At 75.6% G+C, this 18,038-nt stretch carries 18 protein-coding genes; 14 read left to right on the forward strand and 4 right to left on the reverse strand.

All coding sequences use genetic code 11. From position 1 onward, the window contains the following. Positions 1-232: 232 nt before the first annotated feature. Together U5M74_RS15935 and U5M74_RS15940 are read right to left on the reverse strand one after the other, a co-directional pair. Entirely contained in the window at positions 233-1,021 is a 789-nt protein-coding gene (locus U5M74_RS15935) for an LLM class F420-dependent oxidoreductase (RefSeq protein ID WP_410909902.1), read from the reverse strand. Positions 1,022-1,026: 5 nt separating this feature from the next. Further along, positions 1,027-2,238, reverse strand: a complete 1,212-nt coding sequence (locus U5M74_RS15940; RefSeq protein ID WP_410909918.1) for a serine hydrolase domain-containing protein — start codon at positions 2,236-2,238, stop codon at positions 1,027-1,029. 108 nt (positions 2,239-2,346) lie between these two features. Between U5M74_RS15940 and U5M74_RS15945 the strand changes: the two genes are divergently transcribed. Beyond that, positions 2,347-2,886, forward strand: coding sequence for a PadR family transcriptional regulator (locus U5M74_RS15945; protein ID WP_410909903.1), 540 nt, complete (start codon positions 2,347-2,349; stop codon positions 2,884-2,886). A gap of 117 nt (positions 2,887-3,003) precedes the next feature. Here U5M74_RS15945 and U5M74_RS15950 read toward each other — a convergent pair whose 3' ends face one another. Both U5M74_RS15950 and U5M74_RS15955 read right to left on the reverse strand, forming a co-directional pair. Then, positions 3,004-3,792 (reverse strand): methyltransferase domain-containing protein, encoded by a 789-nt coding sequence (locus U5M74_RS15950; RefSeq protein WP_410909904.1) that lies wholly within the window; start codon positions 3,790-3,792, stop codon positions 3,004-3,006. Then, positions 3,789-4,772 (reverse strand): quinone oxidoreductase family protein, encoded by a 984-nt coding sequence (locus tag U5M74_RS15955; RefSeq protein WP_410909905.1) that lies wholly within the window; start codon positions 4,770-4,772, stop codon positions 3,789-3,791. The genes U5M74_RS15950 and U5M74_RS15955 overlap by 4 nt, the downstream gene beginning before the upstream one ends. Positions 4,773-4,811: 39 nt before the next feature. Here U5M74_RS15955 and U5M74_RS15960 point away from each other — a divergent pair, with 39 nt between their 5' ends. From U5M74_RS15960 to tyrS, 13 genes are all read left to right on the forward strand, one after another. Beyond that, entirely contained in the window at positions 4,812-5,330 is a 519-nt protein-coding gene (locus U5M74_RS15960) for a GNAT family N-acetyltransferase (RefSeq protein WP_410909906.1), read from the forward strand. A 161-nt stretch (positions 5,331-5,491) separates the two neighbouring features. Next, positions 5,492-5,698, forward strand: coding sequence for a hypothetical protein (locus tag U5M74_RS15965; protein ID WP_069982839.1), 207 nt, complete (start codon positions 5,492-5,494; stop codon positions 5,696-5,698). A gap of 75 nt (positions 5,699-5,773) precedes the next feature. After that, on the forward strand, positions 5,774-6,865 hold the full coding sequence (gene argC / locus U5M74_RS15970; protein WP_410909907.1) for an N-acetyl-gamma-glutamyl-phosphate reductase: 1,092 nt from the start codon (positions 5,774-5,776) through the stop codon (positions 6,863-6,865). Next, entirely contained in the window at positions 6,862-8,094 is a 1,233-nt protein-coding gene (gene argJ / locus U5M74_RS15975; RefSeq protein ID WP_410909908.1) for a bifunctional glutamate N-acetyltransferase/amino-acid acetyltransferase ArgJ, read from the forward strand. Before argC ends, argJ begins: the two co-directional genes overlap by 4 nt. Continuing rightward, the gene (argB, locus tag U5M74_RS15980) at positions 8,091-9,122 is read left to right on the forward strand and encodes an acetylglutamate kinase (protein WP_410909909.1); all 1,032 of its coding nucleotides are present in this window, start codon (positions 8,091-8,093) and stop codon (positions 9,120-9,122) included. The genes argJ and argB overlap by 4 nt, the downstream gene beginning before the upstream one ends. Beyond that, entirely contained in the window at positions 9,119-10,429 is a 1,311-nt protein-coding gene (locus tag U5M74_RS15985) for an acetylornithine transaminase (protein ID WP_410909910.1), read from the forward strand. Before argB ends, U5M74_RS15985 begins: the two co-directional genes overlap by 4 nt. Beyond that, positions 10,429-11,361, forward strand: coding sequence for an ornithine carbamoyltransferase (gene argF / locus U5M74_RS15990; RefSeq protein ID WP_410909911.1), 933 nt, complete (start codon positions 10,429-10,431; stop codon positions 11,359-11,361). Before U5M74_RS15985 ends, argF begins: the two co-directional genes overlap by 1 nt. Further along, complete coding sequence (locus U5M74_RS15995; protein WP_410909912.1) at positions 11,358-11,888, forward strand: arginine repressor; 531 nt, start codon at positions 11,358-11,360, stop codon at positions 11,886-11,888. The genes argF and U5M74_RS15995 overlap by 4 nt, the downstream gene beginning before the upstream one ends. Positions 11,889-11,953: 65 nt before the next feature. Beyond that, complete coding sequence (locus tag U5M74_RS16000) at positions 11,954-13,201, forward strand: argininosuccinate synthase (protein ID WP_410909913.1); 1,248 nt, start codon at positions 11,954-11,956, stop codon at positions 13,199-13,201. A 3-nt stretch (positions 13,202-13,204) separates the two neighbouring features. Then, positions 13,205-14,722, forward strand: a complete 1,518-nt coding sequence (gene argH / locus U5M74_RS16005) for an argininosuccinate lyase (protein ID WP_410909914.1) — start codon at positions 13,205-13,207, stop codon at positions 14,720-14,722. Between the two features lie 16 nt (positions 14,723-14,738). Next, a complete protein-coding gene (locus U5M74_RS16010; RefSeq protein ID WP_410909915.1) occupies positions 14,739-15,389 on the forward strand; it encodes a uridine kinase in 651 nt (216 codons plus the stop codon). Between the two features lie 19 nt (positions 15,390-15,408). Beyond that, positions 15,409-16,182 carry a DNA-3-methyladenine glycosylase gene (locus U5M74_RS16015; RefSeq protein ID WP_410909916.1) on the forward strand — a complete coding sequence of 258 codons (774 nt, stop codon included), beginning with the start codon at positions 15,409-15,411 and terminating at the stop codon, positions 16,180-16,182. 46 nt (positions 16,183-16,228) lie between these two features. Continuing rightward, positions 16,229-17,488 (forward strand): tyrosine--tRNA ligase, encoded by a 1,260-nt coding sequence (gene tyrS / locus U5M74_RS16020; RefSeq protein ID WP_410909917.1) that lies wholly within the window; start codon positions 16,229-16,231, stop codon positions 17,486-17,488. The last annotated feature ends 550 nt before the right edge of the window (positions 17,489-18,038 follow it).

Genomic DNA, 18,038 nt, shown 5'->3' on the forward strand with positions numbered 1-18,038 from the left:
CCCCCCCCCCCGCCCCCCCCCCCCCCCCCCCCCCCCCCCCCCCCCCCCCCCCCCCCCCCCCCCCCACCCCCCCCCCCCCCCCCCCCCCCCCCCCCCCCCCCCCCCCCCCCCCCCCCCCGCCCCCCCCCCCCGCGCCCCCCCCCGCCGCCCCCCGGCCCCCCCCCCCCCCCCCCCCCCCCCCCGCTTCTCCAGCCGTCGGCCGTTCTCGGTGGGGCGGTGCCTCAGGCCGGGGTCAGCCGCGGGCGCGGTCGTCGCGCCACTCGACCCACCGGCGCACCGTCGACAGGTCGTAGTCCGGCCCGCTCACCCCGACGGTGAGCAGCGTCGCGCCGGCGGCGACGAGCGTGTCGCCGGTCTCGGCGGGGTCGCCTGACACGCCCACGGAGCGCTCGACCAGCGTCGCGGTGTCGCGGCCGACGGCCTCGCCGTGGTCGTCGAGGATCGCCGACTTGCGCTTGAGCGTGTCGACGTCGCCGAACGAGTGCCAGATGTCGGCGTGCTCGGCCACGATCCGCAGGGTCTTGCGCTCGCCGCCGCCGCCGACCATCACCGGGATGTCGCGCTGCGGCGCCGGGTTGCCCGCCGCGAGCCGGGCCTTGATGCGGGGCAGCGCGGCGGCGAGGTCGGCGATCCGCGTGCCGGCCGTGCCGAAGTCGTACCCGAAGGCGTCGTAGTCCTTGGCGAACCAGCCCGCGCCGATGCCGAGGACCAGGCGGCCGCCGGAGATGTGGTCGACGGTGCGCGCCATGTCGGCCAGCAGGTCGGGGTTGCGGTAGCTGTTGCAGGTCACCAGGGCGCCGATCTCGACGCGCTCGGTCTGCTCGGCCCAGGCGCCGAGCATGGTCCAGCACTCGAAGTGCTTGCCGTCGGGGTCGCCCGACAGCGGGAAGAAGTGGTCCCAGTTGAAGATGACGTCGACGCCGAGGTCCTCCGCGCGCCGCACGGCGTCGCGGATCTGGACGTACTCGGCGTGCTGGGGCTGGATCTGGACGCCGATGCGGACGGCGCGCTCTGCGGTCATGGGCCTCAGCGTAGGGACGTCGTCCGCCAGGCGTGCAGCAGGTGGGCCATGAGGTGGAACGGCAGGGCCTGCCCGCCGGCCTGGTCGACCGTGCCGGCCAGGTGGAGGTCGAGCTCCGGGCAGTGGAAGAGCCACGTGCCGGTGGCGCCGGAGTGGCCCACGAGCGTGACGGGACGGCGTCCGGCGCCCGTCAGCCGCCCGACGCGGAACGTCATCGTGCCGAGGCCGTAGCGCACCACGGGGATGTTGCGCAGCCGGTTGGCGCGCTCGGTGAGCAGGGCCGTCGTGCCGGGGCGAGCGAACAGCTCGCCGGCGAGCAGCGCCCGCTGGAAGGCGAGCAGGTCGTCGGTGGTGCTGACCAGGTCGTTGCTGGAGCCGATCATCCCCGGCAGCTCGACGTGGCGCCGCCGCACGTGCAGCGGCGACGGCGCCGCGCCGGCCAGGCGTGCGGGCGGGTGCCCGGGGAGCCACGTGCTCGCCAGCCCCAGCGGGCCGGTGACCCGGTCCGCCAGAAGGTCGGCGAAGGACCGGCCGGTCGCGGACTCGAGGACGCGGATGAGCAGCTGGTACCCGGTGTCGGAGTAGCGGGCCTTCTGGCGGCGGGCGTCGAGGTCCTGCGGCGGGAAGTGCGCCCCCTGCTCCCGCGTGGTGCGCAGCACGTCCTCGAAGGTCCAGGCCGCATCACGCCCCGCGGCCAGGAGCGCGAACAGGCTGGGCCCCGACGGGCGCTTCTCGAACTGGTCCGGCAGACCGGACGTGTGGCTCGCGAGGTGGCGCACCGTGATCGCGGGAGTCCGGTCGACGCCCCCGAGGACGTGGAGCCCGCGGGTGGTCTCCGGCGGCAGGTAGCGGACGACCGGCGCGGCGAGGTCGAGCTCGCCGCGCTCGTGCGCCTGCAGCACCAGCGTGACGACGAACCGCTTGGTGACGCTCGCGACGAAGAACGGTGCGCCCGGCTGCCGCGGGCCGTCGTCGTCCGGTCCGACGGCCGCCGACCACCGCGCTCCCGCGCCGTCGACCAGCGCCACGTCGGCGTGGTGCAGGCGGCGCCGGGCGACGAAGCGCGCCAGCACCCGCGACAGCCGGGCGGCGACGGGGTCGGGGAAGGAGCCGGCGGCGGCGTCGGGGACGGGGCGGGCCACGGGGCCGGCCACGGGGCCGGGAACGGGCCTCGGGGCGCCGTCGTCGACGGGCCGGGGCGGGGCGGACGGACGCATCACGGGGCCTCCTCGGCCGGTGGTCCAGCGGGGGCGGGCGCCGGTGCGGCGCCTCGCAATATCTCTACTAGACATGTCTATGAGAGTCAATGGCGTAGGGTGGCTCCGATGGCCCACGTGATCCTCGGTCTGCTGCTGATCGCCCCGCAGAGCCTCTACGACCTCGTCCGGGCGTTCGAGGCCGGCGTCGCGCTCTTCTACAGCGCCAGCTCCGGCAGCATCAAGCGCGCCCTCGACGGCCTCCTCGAGCGCGGCCTCATCGAGGTCGCCAGCGTCGAGCCGGGCGGCCGGGGGCGGAAGGCGTACCGCGTCACCGAGGCGGGGCGCCGGGAGTTCCGCGCCTGGATGGGTGGCGACCCCGTCGGGCCCGACCTGGAGACCGCCGCCCTGTCCCGGCTCTACTTCCTCGGCCTGCTCGACCCCGCGGAGCGGGCCCCGGTGCTGCGGCGCGTCGTCGGTCGCATCGAGGCCGAGCTCGCCGGCCTCGTCGCCCTCGACGAGCGCCTCGGCGCCACCGACATCCCCGAGGAGTACCGCGACGTCGCCGAGCACCAGCTCGCCACGCTGCAGTACGGGATCGGCGCGCACCGCTTCGCCCTCGGCTGGTTCCGCGAGCGCCTCGCCGAGCAGGAGGGGGCGGCTCCCTGACGAGGCCGGCGCCGGCGCGCGGTCGTGACCTGGGGCAAGCATCCGGGGAGGACCCTGTCCGCAGCGCAGGAGAGCCATGACCGGCGCGTCGGTCGCGACGACGGCGCCCCGGCGGGGTCACGCCGTGCGCGTGGCGACCACGAAGACGCGCCGGAACTCCAGCGGCGTGCCGTACGGCTGCGCGGGGTAGGCCGCGCGCAGCTCGGCGCCGTACTCGGCCTCGAAGCGGGCCCGCAGCGCCGGGTCGGCGTCCTCGAGGGCGTGCAGCACGGGCTGGGCGCCCGTCGCGGAGATCCACCGCAGCACCGGGTCCGGGCCCTGCAGCAGGTGCACGTACGTGGTCTCCCAGGCGTCGACGGCCCAGCCGGGCCGCGCGAGGACCTCGAGGTACGCGGCCGGGTCCGCGGTGGCGCGCCGCTCGACCGGCCCGACGGCGTCGGCGTACGGCGGGCGCGCGGCGACCTCCCGCAGCAGCCGGTGGCTCGGCGCGTCGTGGTTGCCGGGCACCTGGAAGGCGAAGGTCTGCGCCGCGGTGTCGGCCAGCGGCCGCAGCAGCTCGCGGTGGCCGGGCACCCACTGCAGCGCCGCGTTGCTGATCACGAGGTCGGCACCGGCCACGGGCCCGCGGCCGGCGGCGTGGTCGCGGACGTCCGCGAGCTCGTACCGGGACCGCGGGTCGGCGCCCTGCTCGCGGGCCCGCGCGACCATCGCGGGGGAGGAGTCGAGCCCGACGACGTCGGCGTCGGGCCAGCGGGCGCGCAGCACGGCGGTGAGGTGCCCGGGGCCGCACCCGAGGTCGACGATCGTGCGCGGCGTGCCGGGCACGCGGGCCACGAGCTCGGCGAACGGCCGCGACCGCTCGTCGCCGAACCGCAGGTACGCGGTGGGGGACCAGTCGCGGGTCACGGCAGCAGCAGCACCTTGCCGGTGGTGCCGCGCCCTTCGAGCGCCCGGTGCGCCTCGGCGGCGTCCGCCAGCGGGTAGGTCGCGCCGACGCGCACGTCGAGGCCGCCCGACGCCGCCGCCCCGAGCACCTCGCCCGCGCGCCGCTCGAGCTCCTCGCGGGTGAGCGTGTAGTGCCCGAGCGTCGGGCGGGTGAGGAACAGCGACCCGCCGGAGTTGAGCCGCTGCGGGTCGACCGGCGGCACGGGTCCGGACGCGGCGCCGAAGAGCACCAGCGTCCCGCGCGGCCGCAGGCAGGCGAGCGAGCCGTCGAACGTCGTGCGTCCCACGCCGTCGTAGACCACGTGTACGCCGGCGCCCCCGGTCAGCTCGCGCACGGCGGCGGGCAGCTCGGCGGTGAGGTCGGCCATGCGGGTGTAGTCGAGGGTGTGCGCCGCGCCGGCCGCCCGGGACAGCTCGGCCTTCTCGGGCGTCGAGACCGTGGTGACCACGCGGCCGCCGCGCGCCGTGGCGAGCTGGGTGGCCAGCAGGCCCACGCCGCCGGCGCCCGCGTGCAGCAGCACGTCGTGGCCGGGCCGGACCTCGAACGTCGAGGTGACGAGGTAGTGCGCGGTCATGCCCTGCAGCGGCAGCGCGGCCGCCGTGGTGAGGTCGAGCCCCGCGGGCACCGCCACGGCGTTCGCGGCGGCCACGAGCACCAGCTCGGCGTAGGAGCCGCGCGCCTCGGCCCACGCCACGCGGTCGCCCGCCGCGAAGGCCTCGACGTCCGGGCCGACCGCCTCGACGACGCCGGCGCCCTCGACGCCGACGACGTGCGGGTAGGGCATCGCGTAGGTGCCGGAACGCCGGTAGGTGTCGATGAAGTTGACGCCGGCGGCCGCGACGCGCACCAGCAGCTGGCCCGGTCCCGGCTCGGGGTCGGGCAGCTCGACGTGCTCCAGGACCTCGGGTCCGCCCGCCTCGCGGGCGCGGATCGCGCGCATGGCCCCGACTCTAGGGGCGGCGCTCGCTAGGGTGCAGCCGTGACCACGTCGTCGCCCGCCCCCTCCGCACTCGTCGTCCGCCCCGCCACGGAGGCCGACTGGCCGGCCGTCTGGCCGATCGTCGAGGCCGTCGTGCGCGAGGGCGAGACCTACACCTACCCGACCGACCTCACCGCGGACGCCGCGCGCGAGCTGTGGCTCGAGCGGCCGCCGGGCGCCACCGTCGTCGCCGAGCGCGACGGCGTCGTGCTCGGCACCGCCAAGATGGGCCCGAACAAGCCGGGGCACGGCGACCACGTCGGCACGGCGTCGTTCATGGTCTCCCCGGCCGCGCGCGGCCAGGGCGTCGCCCGCGCCCTCGGCGAGCACGTCGTGGCCTGGCACCGCGAGCACGGCTTCCGCGGCATCCAGTTCAACGCCGTCGTGGAGACCAACGCCGCGGCCGTGCACCTGTGGCAGGCGCTGGGCTTCCGCATCGTCGGCACGGTGCCCGGCGCGTTCCGCTCGCCCGCGCACGGGTACGTCGGCCTGCACGTCATGTACCTCGACCTCACCTGACCTCACCTGACCTCACCTGACCTCGCCTGACCTCGCCCGACCGCCCCCGCACCCGCCCGCACCACGGGATGCCGCCCGGGGGTGGCCCGGCGCCCGGGGCGTGCCTACGGTGGGACCGGGCGACGGGCGACGGGCCCGCCCGGCACCGGGAGGGGTGGGCGATGGCCGAGATCGTGGGATGGAGCCCCACCGAGCAGCAGCTCGAGCCCGACGACGTGCGCGAGCAGATCTCGGTGGGCGTGCTCCTGCCCAACGGGCGCCTCGCCGGCCGATCCTTCGCCTCGCGCGCGGAGGCCGAGGCGTGGGCCCGCCCGGAGGACGGCGAGCAGGTGGTCGAGTTCAACGCCATCTGCGACTGCGACATGTGACCACCGCCGACGCCGTCGTCCGCGCAGCGAGACCGCCGTGCGATCGGCTATGCATTGCTGTGTATAGTCATGCACATGTCCACCAGCCAGCGGACCGACCGGCTCCGCGTCGCCGTCGCGGGCGCGTCGGGCTACGCCGGCGGAGAGCTCCTCCGCCTCGCCGCCCGCCACCCGCACCTCGAGGTCGGCGCGCTCACGGCGCACTCCAGCGCCGGGTCGCCGCTCGGCGCGCACCAGCCCCACCTGCGCTCGCTGGCCGACCGGGTGCTGCAGCCCACCACCGCCGAGGCGCTCGCCGGGCACGACGTCGTCGTGCTCGCCCTGCCGCACGGCGCGTCCGGCGAGATCGCAGCGCAGCTGCCCGACGACGTGCTGGTGCTCGACCTCGGCGCCGACCACCGCCTGTCCTCGGCGGCGGCCTGGGAGCAGTTCTACGGCTCGCCGCACGCCGGCACCTGGCCGTACGGGCTGCCCGAGCTGCTGCACGCCGTGGACGGCAAGGTCACCGGCCGGCAGCGCGAGGCGCTCGCAGGCGCGCGCCGCATCGCCGTGCCCGGGTGCAACGTCACTGCCGTGACGCTCGGCCTGCAGCCGGGCGTCGCCGCCGGCCTCGTGGAGCCGACCGACGTCGTCGCGGTGCTGGCGAACGGGTACTCGGGGGCGGGCAAGGCCCTCAAGCCGCACCTGCTGGCCGCCGAGGGCCTCGGCGCCGCGGCCCCGTACGCCGTCGGCGGCACCCACCGGCACATCCCGGAGATCGCGCAGAACCTCCAGGTCGCCGGCGCCCCCGAGGTGTCGATCAGCTTCACCCCCACCCTGGTGCCGATGGCCCGCGGCATCCTCGCCACGGTGACCGCCCGGCTCGCGCCCGGCCTGGACCCGCGGACGGCGGGGGCCGCGGTGCGCGAGGCGTGGGCCGCGGCGTACGCCGACGAGCCGTTCGTCGAGCTGCTGCCCGAGGGGCGGTGGCCGTCGACCGCGATGACGCTCGGCGCCAACACCGCGCTGGTGCAGGTCGCCGTGGACGCCGCCGCGGGCCGGGTCGTGGTGGTCGCCGCGCTCGACAACCTCGTCAAGGGCACCGCCGGCGGGGCGGTCCAGTCCATGAACGTCGCGCTCGGCCTGCCGGAGACGGCCGGCCTCGTCACCGAAGGAGTCGCACCGTGAGCACGAGCACCGGGCCCGTCCCGGCGTCCACGCCCGGCACCGGGGTCACCGCCCCGGCCGGGTTCCGGGCGGCGGGCGTCGCCGCCGGCCTGAAGTCCACCGGCGCGCGCGACGTCGCGCTCGTCGTCAACGACGGGCCGCAGCACACCGCCGCGGCGGTGCTCACGGCCAACCGCGTGCACGCCGCGCCCGTGGCGTGGACGCGCCAGGCGGTCAAGGACGGCGCGGCCCGCGCCGTGGTGCTCAACTCCGGCGGCGCGAACGCGTGCACCGGCCCCGACGGCTTCGCCGACACCCACCGCACGGCCGAGCACGTCGCCGCGGCGCTGTCGGCCGCCGGCGTCGGCGGCGCCGACGGCGTGGGCGCCGTCGACGTGCTGGTCGCCAGCACCGGGCTCATCGGCCTGCGCCTGCCCATGGACGACCTGCTCGCCGGAGTCGACGACGCCGTGGCGAGCCTCGCGCCCGACGGCGGGGACGCCGCCGCGCACGCGATCATGACCACCGACACCGTGGCCAAGCAGACCCTCGCGGCCGGCGACGGCTGGTCGGTGGGCGGCATGGCCAAGGGCGCGGGCATGCTCGCCCCGGGCCTGGCCACGATGCTGTGCGTGCTGACGACGGACGCCGCGGTGGACCCCGCCACCGCCGACGCCGCCCTGCGCGCGGCCACCGCGGTGACCTTCGACCGCGTCGACTCCGACGGCTGCATGTCCACCAACGACACCGTCGTGCTGCTCGCCTCCGGCGCCTCCGGCGTCACGCCGAGTCTCGCCGAGCTCACCGACGCCGTCACCGCCGCGTGCGCCGACCTCGCCCGCCAGCTCGTCGCCGACGCCGAGGGCGCCAGCCACGACATCGCCGTGACCGTGCGGAACGCCACCACCGAGGACGCCGCCCTGGCGGTCGCCCGCGCGGTGTCGCGCTCCAACCTCTTCAAGGCCGCCGTCTTCGGCAACGACCCGAACTGGGGCCGCGTGCTGTCGGCCGTGGGCACCGTGCCCGAGGACGTGGCGCCGTTCGACGCGGCGCTGCTCGACGTCGCGATCAACGGCGTGCAGGTGTGCCGGGCCGGGGGAGTGGGCGAGCCGCGCGAGCTCGTCGACCTGGCCGCGCAGCGGGAGGTGACCGTCGAGGTGGACCTCCACGCCGGCGACGCCGCGGTCACGCTGTGGACCAACGACCTCACGCACGACTACGTCCACGAGAACAGCGCGTACTCCTCATGAGCGCCACCACCAGCACGAGCACGGGCACCGCCGGTGCGGTGAGCCCCGTCGACCCGCACGCCGAGAACGCTGACGTCCTCGCCGCCCTCAGCCCGGACCAGAAGGCCGAGGTGCTGATCGAGGCCCTGCCCTGGCTCCAGGAGTTCTCCGACGCCCTCGTCGTGGTCAAGTACGGCGGCAACGCCATGGTCGACGACACGCTCAAGGCCGCCTTCGCCCAGGACATGGTCTTCCTGCGCCAGGTCGGGCTGCGCCCCGTCGTCGTGCACGGCGGTGGCCCGCAGATCAACGCCATGCTCGGCCGCCTCGGCATCGCCAGCGAGTTCCGCGGCGGCCTGCGCGTGACCACGCCCGAGGCGATGGACGTGGTGCGCATGGTGCTCACCGGCCAGGTGGGCCGCGAGCTCGTCGGCCTCGTCAACGCGCACGGCCCGCACGCGGTCGGCCTGTCCGGGGAGGACGGCGGCCTGCTGCGCGCCGCGCGCCGGCACGCCGTCGTCGACGGCGAGCCGGTCGACGTCGGCCTCGTCGGCGACGTCGTCGAGGTCAACCCCTCGGCCGTCCAGGACATCCTCGACGCCGGCCGCATCCCCGTGGTCTCCACGATCGCGCCCGACGTCGACGACCCCACGCAGGTGCTCAACGTCAACGCCGACACGGCGGCCGCGGCGCTCGCGGTCGCGCTCGGGGCCAAGAAGCTCATCGTGCTCACCGACGTCGAGGGCCTGTACACCTCCTGGCCCGACCGCGGCTCGCTCGTGGAGCAGATCGCCGCCGGCGACCTGGCCGCCCTGCTGCCGTCGCTCGAGTCCGGCATGGTCCCCAAGATGGAGGCCTGCCTGCGCGCCGTGCAGGGCGGGGTGCCGGCGGCGACCGTCATCGACGGACGCCAACCGCACTCGGTGCTGCTCGAGGTCTTCACCACCCGCGGCAACGGCACCATGGTCGTGCCGGACGCCGCCGTCACCAGCACGCGCACGGACAGCAGCACGGACAGCAGCACGGACAGCAGGGAGCAGCCGGCATGAGCGACGTCCTCGAGACCCCCGGGACGGACCTGGGCGTCGCCGGCTGGACCGAGCGGTACTCCCACGCGGTGATGGACACGTTCGGCCCGCCCCAGCGCGTGCTCGTGCGCGGCGAGGGCGCGTACGTGTGGGACGCCGACGGCCGCCGCTACCTCGACCTGCTGGCCGGCATCGCCGTCAACGCGCTCGGGCACGCCCACCCCACGCTCACCGCCGCGATCAGCGCGCAGCTGGGCACGCTCGGCCACGTGTCGAACTTCTTCGGCACGCCCACGCAGATCGGCCTCGCCGAGACCCTGCTGCGCCTCGCCCAGGCGCCCGAGGGCTCCCGCGTGTTCTTCACCAACTCCGGCACCGAGGCGAACGAGGCGGCGTTCAAGATGACCCGCCGCGTGCTCGACGCCGACGGCCGCCCCCGCACCCGCGTGCTGGCCCTCGAGGGCGGCTTCCACGGCCGCAGCATGGGCGCGCTCGCGCTGACCAGCAAGGCCGCCTACCGCGAGCCGTTCGAGCCGCTGCCGGGCGGCGTGGAGTTCCTGCCGTTCGGCGACACCGCCGCGCTCGAGGCCGCGTTCGCGCCCGCGGCGGTCGCCGAGCGCGGCCCGGTGGCCGCGCTGGTCGCCGAGCCGCTGCAGGGCGAGGCCGGCGTGCGCCCGCTGCCGCCGGGCTACCTGGCCCTCGCCCGCCGCCTCACCGCCGACGCCGGCGCGCTGCTCGTGCTCGACGAGGTGCAGACCGGCATGGGCCGCACCGGGTCGTGGCTCGCCTACCAGCAGCCCGAGGTCGGCGGCGGCGTCGTGCCCGACGTCGTCACCCTCGCCAAGGGGCTGGGCGGCGGCTTCCCCGTCGGGGCCGCCGTCGCCCTGGGCGAGCGCGCCGCCACCCTGCTCGGCCGCGGCCAGCACGGCACGACGTTCGGCGGCAACCCCGTGGCCGCCGCGGCCGCGCTCGCCACGATCGGCGTCATCGAGCGCGACGGCGTCCTGGAGAACGTGCGCCGGGTGGGCGCGCTGCTGCGCGAGGAGATCCTCGCCGGCGGCAGCCCGCTGGTGCGCGAGGTGCGCGGCCGCGGCCTGCTGCTGGCCGTCGTGCTCACCGAGCCGGTGGCCGCCGACGTCGCGGCCCGGGCGCTGGAGGCGGGGCTCATCGTCAACGCCGTCGCGCCCGACGTGATCCGGCTGGCCCCCCCGCTCGTCCTGACCGCCGACCAGGCCCGCGAGGCCGCCGCGTTCTTCGCCTCGCTGCGGCTGCCCGGCGCCGACCCCTCCGACACCACCGAGCCCGACACCCCCGAGGAGCACCGCTGATGCCCCGCCACTTCCTGCGCGACGACGACCTGACGCCCGCCGAGCAGCGCCAGGTGCTCGAGCTCGCGATGGCGTTCCGGGACGACCGGCAGGTGCGCACCCCGCTGGCCGGCCCCCGCGCCGTCGCGATCCTCACCGACAAGCCGACGCTGCGCACCCAGGTGTCCTTCACCGCCGGCGTCGCCGAGCTCGGCGGCTACCCGCTCATGGTCGACGGCCGGCTGGCGCAGGTCGGCGTCCGCGAGTCGATCGCCGACGTCACCCGCGTGCTCGACCGCCAGGTCGCCGCGATCGTGTGGCGCACCTTCGGCCAGGAGCGCGTCGAGGAGATGGCCGCCGTGTCCCAGGTGCCGGTCGTCAACGCCCTGACCGACGGCTTCCACCCGTGCCAGATCCTCGCCGACCTGCTCACGGTGGCCCAGCTGCGCGGCGGCGTCGAGGCGCTGCCCGGCCAGGTGCTCGCCTACGTCGGCGACGCCGCGAACAACATGGCCAACAGCTACCTGCTCGGCGGCGCGACCGCCGGGCTGCACGTTCGCGTCGCCGGCCCCGAGGGCTACCAGCCCGACCCGGCGGTCGTCGCCCGCGCCGCCGAGATCGCCGCGACCACCGGCGGGTCCGTCGCGGTGACGGCCGACCCCGCCGCGGCCGTCGCCGGCGCCGACGTCGTCGCCACCGACACCTGGGTGTCGATGGGCGACGAGGACGAGGCCCTCGAGCGGCAGGAGCCGTTCGTGCCCTACCGCGTCGATGACGCCCTGCTGGCCGGCGCCAGGGCCGACGCGATCGTGCTGCACTGCCTGCCGGCCTACCGCGGCAAGGAGATCACCGCCGAGGTGATCGACGGGCCGCGCTCGGCCGTGTGGGACGAGGCCGAGAACCGGCTGCACGCGCAGAAGGCCCTGCTGACCTGGCTGCTGGAGCAGCGGTGACCTCCGCCTCCTCCGTCGCCCCCGGCGGCAGCGCGCCGGTCACCAAGGCGGCGCGGCAGGCCCGGATCGTCGAGCACGTGCGCCGCGGCGTCGTCCACTCGCAGTCCGAGCTGGCCCGCCTGCTCGCCGAGGAGGGCCTTTCGGTCACGCAGGCGACCCTCTCGCGCGACCTCATCGAGCTGCGGGCGGAGAAGGTGCGCACCGCCTCGGGCGCCCTCGTCTACGCCGTGCCGGGGGAGGGCGGGGACCGCAGCGTCCGCGTGGACCAGGACGCCGAGTACCTGGCCGCGCGCCTGGCGCGGCTGTGCGCCGACCTGCTCGTCTCCGCGGAGGCGTCGGCCAACCTCGTCGTGCTGCGCACCCCGCCCGGCGCCGCCAACTACCTGGGCTCGGCGATCGACCACTCCGTGCTCCCGGGCGTGCTCGGCACCATCGCCGGCGACGACACCGTCCTCGTCATCGCGCGGGACCCCGCCGGCGGCGAGGACCTCGCCCGCCGCTTCCTGGCGCTCGCGACGCCGTCGTGACCCCGCCGTCCTGACAGACTCTGAACAGACCTCGAGAACCCCACGCAAGGAAGAGAAGAACCCCCATGACTGATCGCGTCGTGCTCGCCTACTCCGGCGGCCTGGACACCTCCGTCGCCATCGGCTGGATCGCCGAGGCGACCGGGGCCGAGGTCGTGGCCGTCGCCGTCGACGTCGGCCAGGGCGGCGAGGACATGAACGTCATCCGCCAGCGCGCCCTGGACTGCGGCGCCGTCGAGGCGTACATCGCCGACGCGCGCGACGAGTTCGCCGCCGAGTACTGCATGCCCGCGCTCAAGGCGAACGCGCTGTACGAGGGCCGCTACCCGCTGGTCTCCGCGCTGAGCCGTCCGGTGATCGTCAAGCACATGGTGCGCGCGGCCCGCCAGTTCGGCGCCACCACCGTGGCGCACGGGTGCACCGGCAAGGGCAACGACCAGGTGCGCTTCGAGGTGGCCACCACCTCGCTCGCCCCGGACCTCAAGACCATCGCGCCGGTGCGCGACCTGGCCCTGACCCGCGAGAAGGCCATCGACTACGCCGAGAAGCACTCGCTGCCGATCGCCACCACCAAGAAGAACCCGTTCTCGATCGACCAGAACGTCTGGGGCCGCGCGGTGGAGACCGGCTTCCTCGAGGACATCTGGAACGAGCCGACCAAGGACGTCTACTCCTACACCGACGACCCGACGTTCCCGCCGGTCGCCGACGAGGTCGTCGTCACGTTCACCGAGGGCGTCCCGACGGCGATCGACGGCGTCGCCGTCACGCCGCTGCAGGCGATCCAGGAGATGAACCGCCGCGCCGGCGCCCAGGGCGTGGGCCGCATCGACATCGTCGAGGACCGCCTGGTGGGCATCAAGTCCCGCGAGGTCTACGAGGCGCCGGGCGCCATCGCGCTGATCGCCGCCCACCAGGAGCTGGAGAACGTCACCGTCGAGCGCGAGCAGGCCCGCTTCAAGCGCGGCGTCGAGCAGCGCTGGGCCGAGCTCGTCTACGACGCGATGTGGTTCTCGCCGCTCAAGCGCTCGCTCGACGTCTTCATCGACGACACCCAGCGGTACGTCTCCGGCGACGTGCGCATGGTGCTGCACGGCGGCCGCGCCACGGTCACGGGCCGCCGCTCCGACGCCAGCCTGTACGACTTCAACCTCGCCACCTACGACGAGGGCGACGCGTTCGACCAGTCGCAGGCGAAGGGCTTCATCGAGATCTACGGCCTGACGAGCAAGCTCGCCGCGGCCCGCGACGTGAAGTTCGGCAACGGCGTGGACCTGTCGGCGCCCGCCGACCTCGCCGCCGGGGCCCGCTGAGCCATGAGCGACACGCCGCACGGCTCGCAGCCCACGTCCCCCGACGGCGACCTGCCGGACGGCGAGCTCACCGTGCCCGCCGGCGCCCCGGCCGGCGAGGCGGACACCCCCGGCACGACCCCCGTCGCGCTGTGGGGCGGCCGCTTCGCCGGCGGGCCGGCGCCCGAGCTGGCCGCGCTGTCCCAGTCGACGCACTTCGACTGGCAGCTGGCCCGCTACGACGTCGCGGGCTCCAAGGCGCACGCCAAGGTGCTGCACGCCGCCGGGCTGCTCACCGACGACGAGCTCACCGGCATGCACGAGGCGCTCGACCGCCTCGCGGCCGACGTCGAGTCCGGGGAGTTCCTCCCGGTGCTCGCCGACGAGGACGTGCACACCGCCCTCGAGCGCGGCCTCATCGAGCGCGCCGGCCCGGAGCTCGGCGGCAAGCTGCGCGCCGGCCGGTCGCGCAACGACCAGATCGCCACGCTCGTGCGCCTGTACCTGCGCGACCAGGCCCGCACGATCGCCACCCAGGTGCTCGACCTCGTCGACGCGCTCATCACCCAGGCCGAGGCCGCGGGGGACGCGCCGATGCCGGGCCGCACGCACCTGCAGCACGCCCAGCCGGTGCTGCTCGCGCACCACCTGCTGGCGCACGCCTGGCCCCTGCTGCGCGACGTCGACCGGTTCATCGACTGGGACGTGCGGGCGGCCCGCTCGCCGTACGGCTCCGGGGCGCTCGCGGGCTCCTCGCTCGGCCTGGACCCGGCGGCCGTGGCCGCCGACCTCGGCTTCGACGGCCCGGTCGAGAACTCGATCGACGGCACCGCCTCGCGCGATGTCGTCGCCGAGTTCGCGTTCGTCGCGGCCATGGTCGGCGTCGACCTCTCCCGGCTCTCCGAGGAGATCATCCTCTGGAACACCAAGGAGTTCGGCTTCGTCCGGCTCGACGACGCGTGGTCCACGGGGTCGAGCATCATGCCGCAGAAGAAGAACCCGGACATCGCCGAGCTCGCGCGCGGCAAGGCCGGGCGCGTGATCGGCGACCTCACCGGCCTGCTGACGACGCTCAAGGGCCTGCCCCTGGCGTACAACCGCGACCTGCAGGAGGACAAGGAGCCGGTCTTCGACCAGGTCGCCACGCTCACCGTGCTGCTGCCGGCGTTCACCGGCATGGTCCGCACGCTGACGTTCGACACCGCGCGGATGGCGTCCCTGGCCCCGCAGGGCTTCTCGCTGGCCACCGACGTCGCCGAGTGGCTGGTGCGCGAGGGCGTGCCGTTCCGCGTGGCGCACGAGGTCGCGGGCGCGTGCGTGCGCACGTGCGAGGAGCGCGGCATCGAGCTGTGGGACCTGTCGGACGCCGACCTGGCGGAGATCAGCGAGCACCTCACGCCCGCGGTGCGCGAGGTGCTGTCCGTCGAGGGATCGCTCGCCTCGCGCGACGCCGTCGGCGGCACCGCCCCGGCGCGCGTGGCCGAGCAGCTCGAGGCCGCCAAGGAGCGGGCCACCGAGTACCGCTTCTGGGCGCAGGGCTGAGGCCAGGCGCTCCCCGGTGCCCGCGGTGACCGACGACGAGGTCCTGGCCGGCCTGCTGCGGCGCGTCCGCGGCGGGCCGGCCCGGCTCGGCCCGGCGGCCGTCGGCACCGACGGCGCCGACGGGGCGGGCGGCGGCTGTCGGCTCGTCGTCGTCGACGGCCCGGCCGGGTCGGGCAAGACCACCCTCGCGGCGCGCCTCGGCGGCGCACTGCCCGCCCCGGTGGTGCACATGGACGACCTGTACGCCGGCTGGTCCGGCATGGCCGAGGGCGTCGACCGGCTCGAGCAGCAGGTCCTGGCGCCGCTGGCCGCCGGCCGCGCCGGGCGCTACCAGCGCTACGACTGGGCGGCGGGCCGGTACGCCGAGTGGCACGACGTGCCGCGCACGCCGTACCTCGTCGTCGAGGGCTGCGGGTCCGGCGCCCGCCGGTTCGCCCCGCTGACCACGCTGCTCGTGTGGGTGGAGGCCGACGACGCGCTGCGCCTGCGCCGCGGGCTCGAGCGCGACGGCGCGGCAGCGCGCGAGCACTGGCTCGCGTGGATGGCCGCCGAGCGTGACCTGTACGACGCCGAGGGCACCGCCCGGCGCGCCGACGTGCGGCTCGACGGGCTCGGCCGCGTCGTGGGCCCGCCCGCGGCTCTCGAGCCGCCCGGGTCGGTGGCATAGTCCTGCGGCGGGAGGTGCGATGAGCACGACGCGCGCAGCAGGGACGGGCGCCTCGCCGCGGGGCGAGGTCGCGACGGCGGTCACCGGGACGGGTGCCGGCACGGCGGCGGGGGAGGACCGACCCGGCGCGGCCGGGCCCGGCGTCGTGCCGGACCGCGAGTGGTTCCTGCGCCCGGTGCACGACGTCGCGCGGGACCTGCTGGGCGCCTACGTCACCCGGTGCACGCCCGAGGGCGAGGTGACGCTGCGGCTGACGGAGGTCGAGGCGTACGACGGCGCGAACGACCCCGGCTCCCACGCCTTCCGGGGGCAGACGGCCCGCAACGCCACGATGTTCGGCGAGCCCGGCCACCTGTACGTCTACCGGCACATGGGGCTGCACCACTGCGTCAACGTCGTGTGCGGACCGGCGGGCACGGCGTCGGCGGTCCTGCTCCGGGCGGGAGAGGTGGTCGACGGCGTCGAGCTCGCCCGTGCCCGGCGCCAGGCCAAGGGCGTGTGCGACTCCGACCGGCAGATCGCCCGGGGCCCCGCCCGCCTCACCGTCGCGCTGGCGCTCGACCGCGCCGAGGACGGCGCCGACCTCCTCGACCCGTACGGCGGCGTCGTCCTGCGGCTGCCCGCCGAGCCACCGCGAGGTGCCGTCGCCACCGGGCCGCGGGTGGGCGTCTCGGGTGAGGGTGGCCGCGCCGACCTGTACCCGTGGCGCTGGTGGCTCGAGGGCGAGCCCACGGTCTCGGTGTACCGGCCCGTGACCCCGCGCCGTCGACGGCCCGCGCGTCGGGCAGACTAGGGGCGGCGCGCTCGCGCCGCCCCCATCCACGAAGGAGCTGACGACGGTGACCGACGTTCTCGACGAGCTGCACTGGCGAGGCCTGGTGGCGCAGTCCACCGACGAGGCCGCGCTGCGTTCTGCGCTGGCCGAGGGACCCGTCACCTACTACGCCGGCTTCGACCCGACGGCGCAGAGCCTGCACGTGGGGCACATGGTCCAGCTGCTCAACATGCGCCGCCTGCAGCTGGCGGGCCACCGCCCGCTGGCGCTCGTCGGCGGGGCGACCGGCCTCATCGGCGACCCGCGCCCGACCACGGAGCGCTCGATGCAGTCGCCCGAGGTCGTGGCCGGCTGGGTGGAGCGCATCCGCGCGCAGATCGAGCCGTTCCTCGACTTCGAGGGCCCGGCCGCGGCGCGCATGGTCAACAACCTCGACTGGACCGGGTCGATGAGCGCCATCGACTTCCTGCGCGACGTCGGCAAGCACTTCCGCGTCGGCACGATGATCGCCAAGGACATCGTGGCCCGGCGCCTGCACTCGGACGAGGGCATCAGCTTCACCGAGTTCAGCTACCAGATCCTGCAGGGCATGGACTTCCGGGAGCTGTACACCCGGTACGGCTGCACCCTGCAGCTCGGCGGCAACGACCAGTGGGGCAACCTGCTGTCGGGCGTCGACCTGATCCGCAAGACCGAGGCGGCCGCGGTGCACGCGCTGACCTCGCCGCTCATCACGAAGGCCGACGGCACCAAGATGGGCAAGTCCGAGGGCGGCGCGGTGTGGCTCGACCCCGAGCTCACCAGCCCGTACGCCTTCTACCAGTACTGGGTGAACACGGCCGACGCCGACGTGGTGCACTACCTCAAGGTGTTCACCTTCCGGGACCAGGAGGAGATCGACGCCCTGGCGCAGGAGGTGGCCGAGCGGCCCTTCGCCCGCGCGGCGCAGAAGGTCCTCGCCGGCGACCTCACCACCCTGGTGCACGGGCAGGCCGCGACGGACGCCGTCATCGCGGCGAGCCAGGCGCTGTTCGGCCGCGGCGAGCTGCGCGAGCTCGACGAGCGCACGCTCGCCGGCGCGGTCGCCGAGCTCCCCAGCACGGTGGCCAAGGCGGGTGACCCGGTCGTCGACGTCCTCGTCGGGACGGGCCTGGTCGACTCGAAGTCCGCCGCCCGCCGCGCCATCGCCGAGGGCGGCGCGTACGTCAACAACGTCAAGGTGACGTCCGAGGACGCCGTGCTCGAGACCGCCGACCTGCTGCACGGCCGGTTCGCGGTGGTGCGCCGCGGCAAGCGGACGCTGGGGGTCGCCACCGCGGAGTGAAGCGGGGCATCCGCGGCGGTGCACCGCCGCGGACGACGGCAGAGGACGGCGGCCGCCGCACGACAGGTCCCGGGCCCGGGCGACCACACGTCGCCCGGGCCCGGCTGCGTCCGCGGGGCCCGGTGACCGGGATCGACGCCCTGTGGTCGCGGTCACCTGGCGGCGGGTTGGCGGTCTGCTTCCGAGCGTGTAATGTTCTACGACGTCAGCCCGACGGGCGGACGGACACCGAGAGGTCGACGAGGCGGAGACGCCGAGGCGAACGGGTGGCCGCGCCGGGGCTGGAACTCCACCGAAAGGGACAGGGAGCTTCGTGCGCCCTGAACCGCTCGAGGGGGGCTTGCCGAGCGGTCTCCGCCGGCTCGCTGATCCCGGCCGATGGCCGGGGACGCGGGTTGGAGATCAGGAGCCGGTCTGGTAAGTTAGTCGAGTTGCCCCGGACGGGGTCGGGACAGAGGTTCCGGGTCCGGATGGTGTGCGTCGGTTGTTTGAGAACTCAACAGTGTGCTTGACAGTCAATGCCAAGTTTTATCCCTCGGGGGATCGGCCG

The organism is Puerhibacterium sp. TATVAM-FAB25 (assembly GCF_046535855.1).
GTDB lineage: Bacteria > Actinomycetota > Actinomycetes > Actinomycetales > Cellulomonadaceae > Puerhibacterium > Puerhibacterium variabilis_A.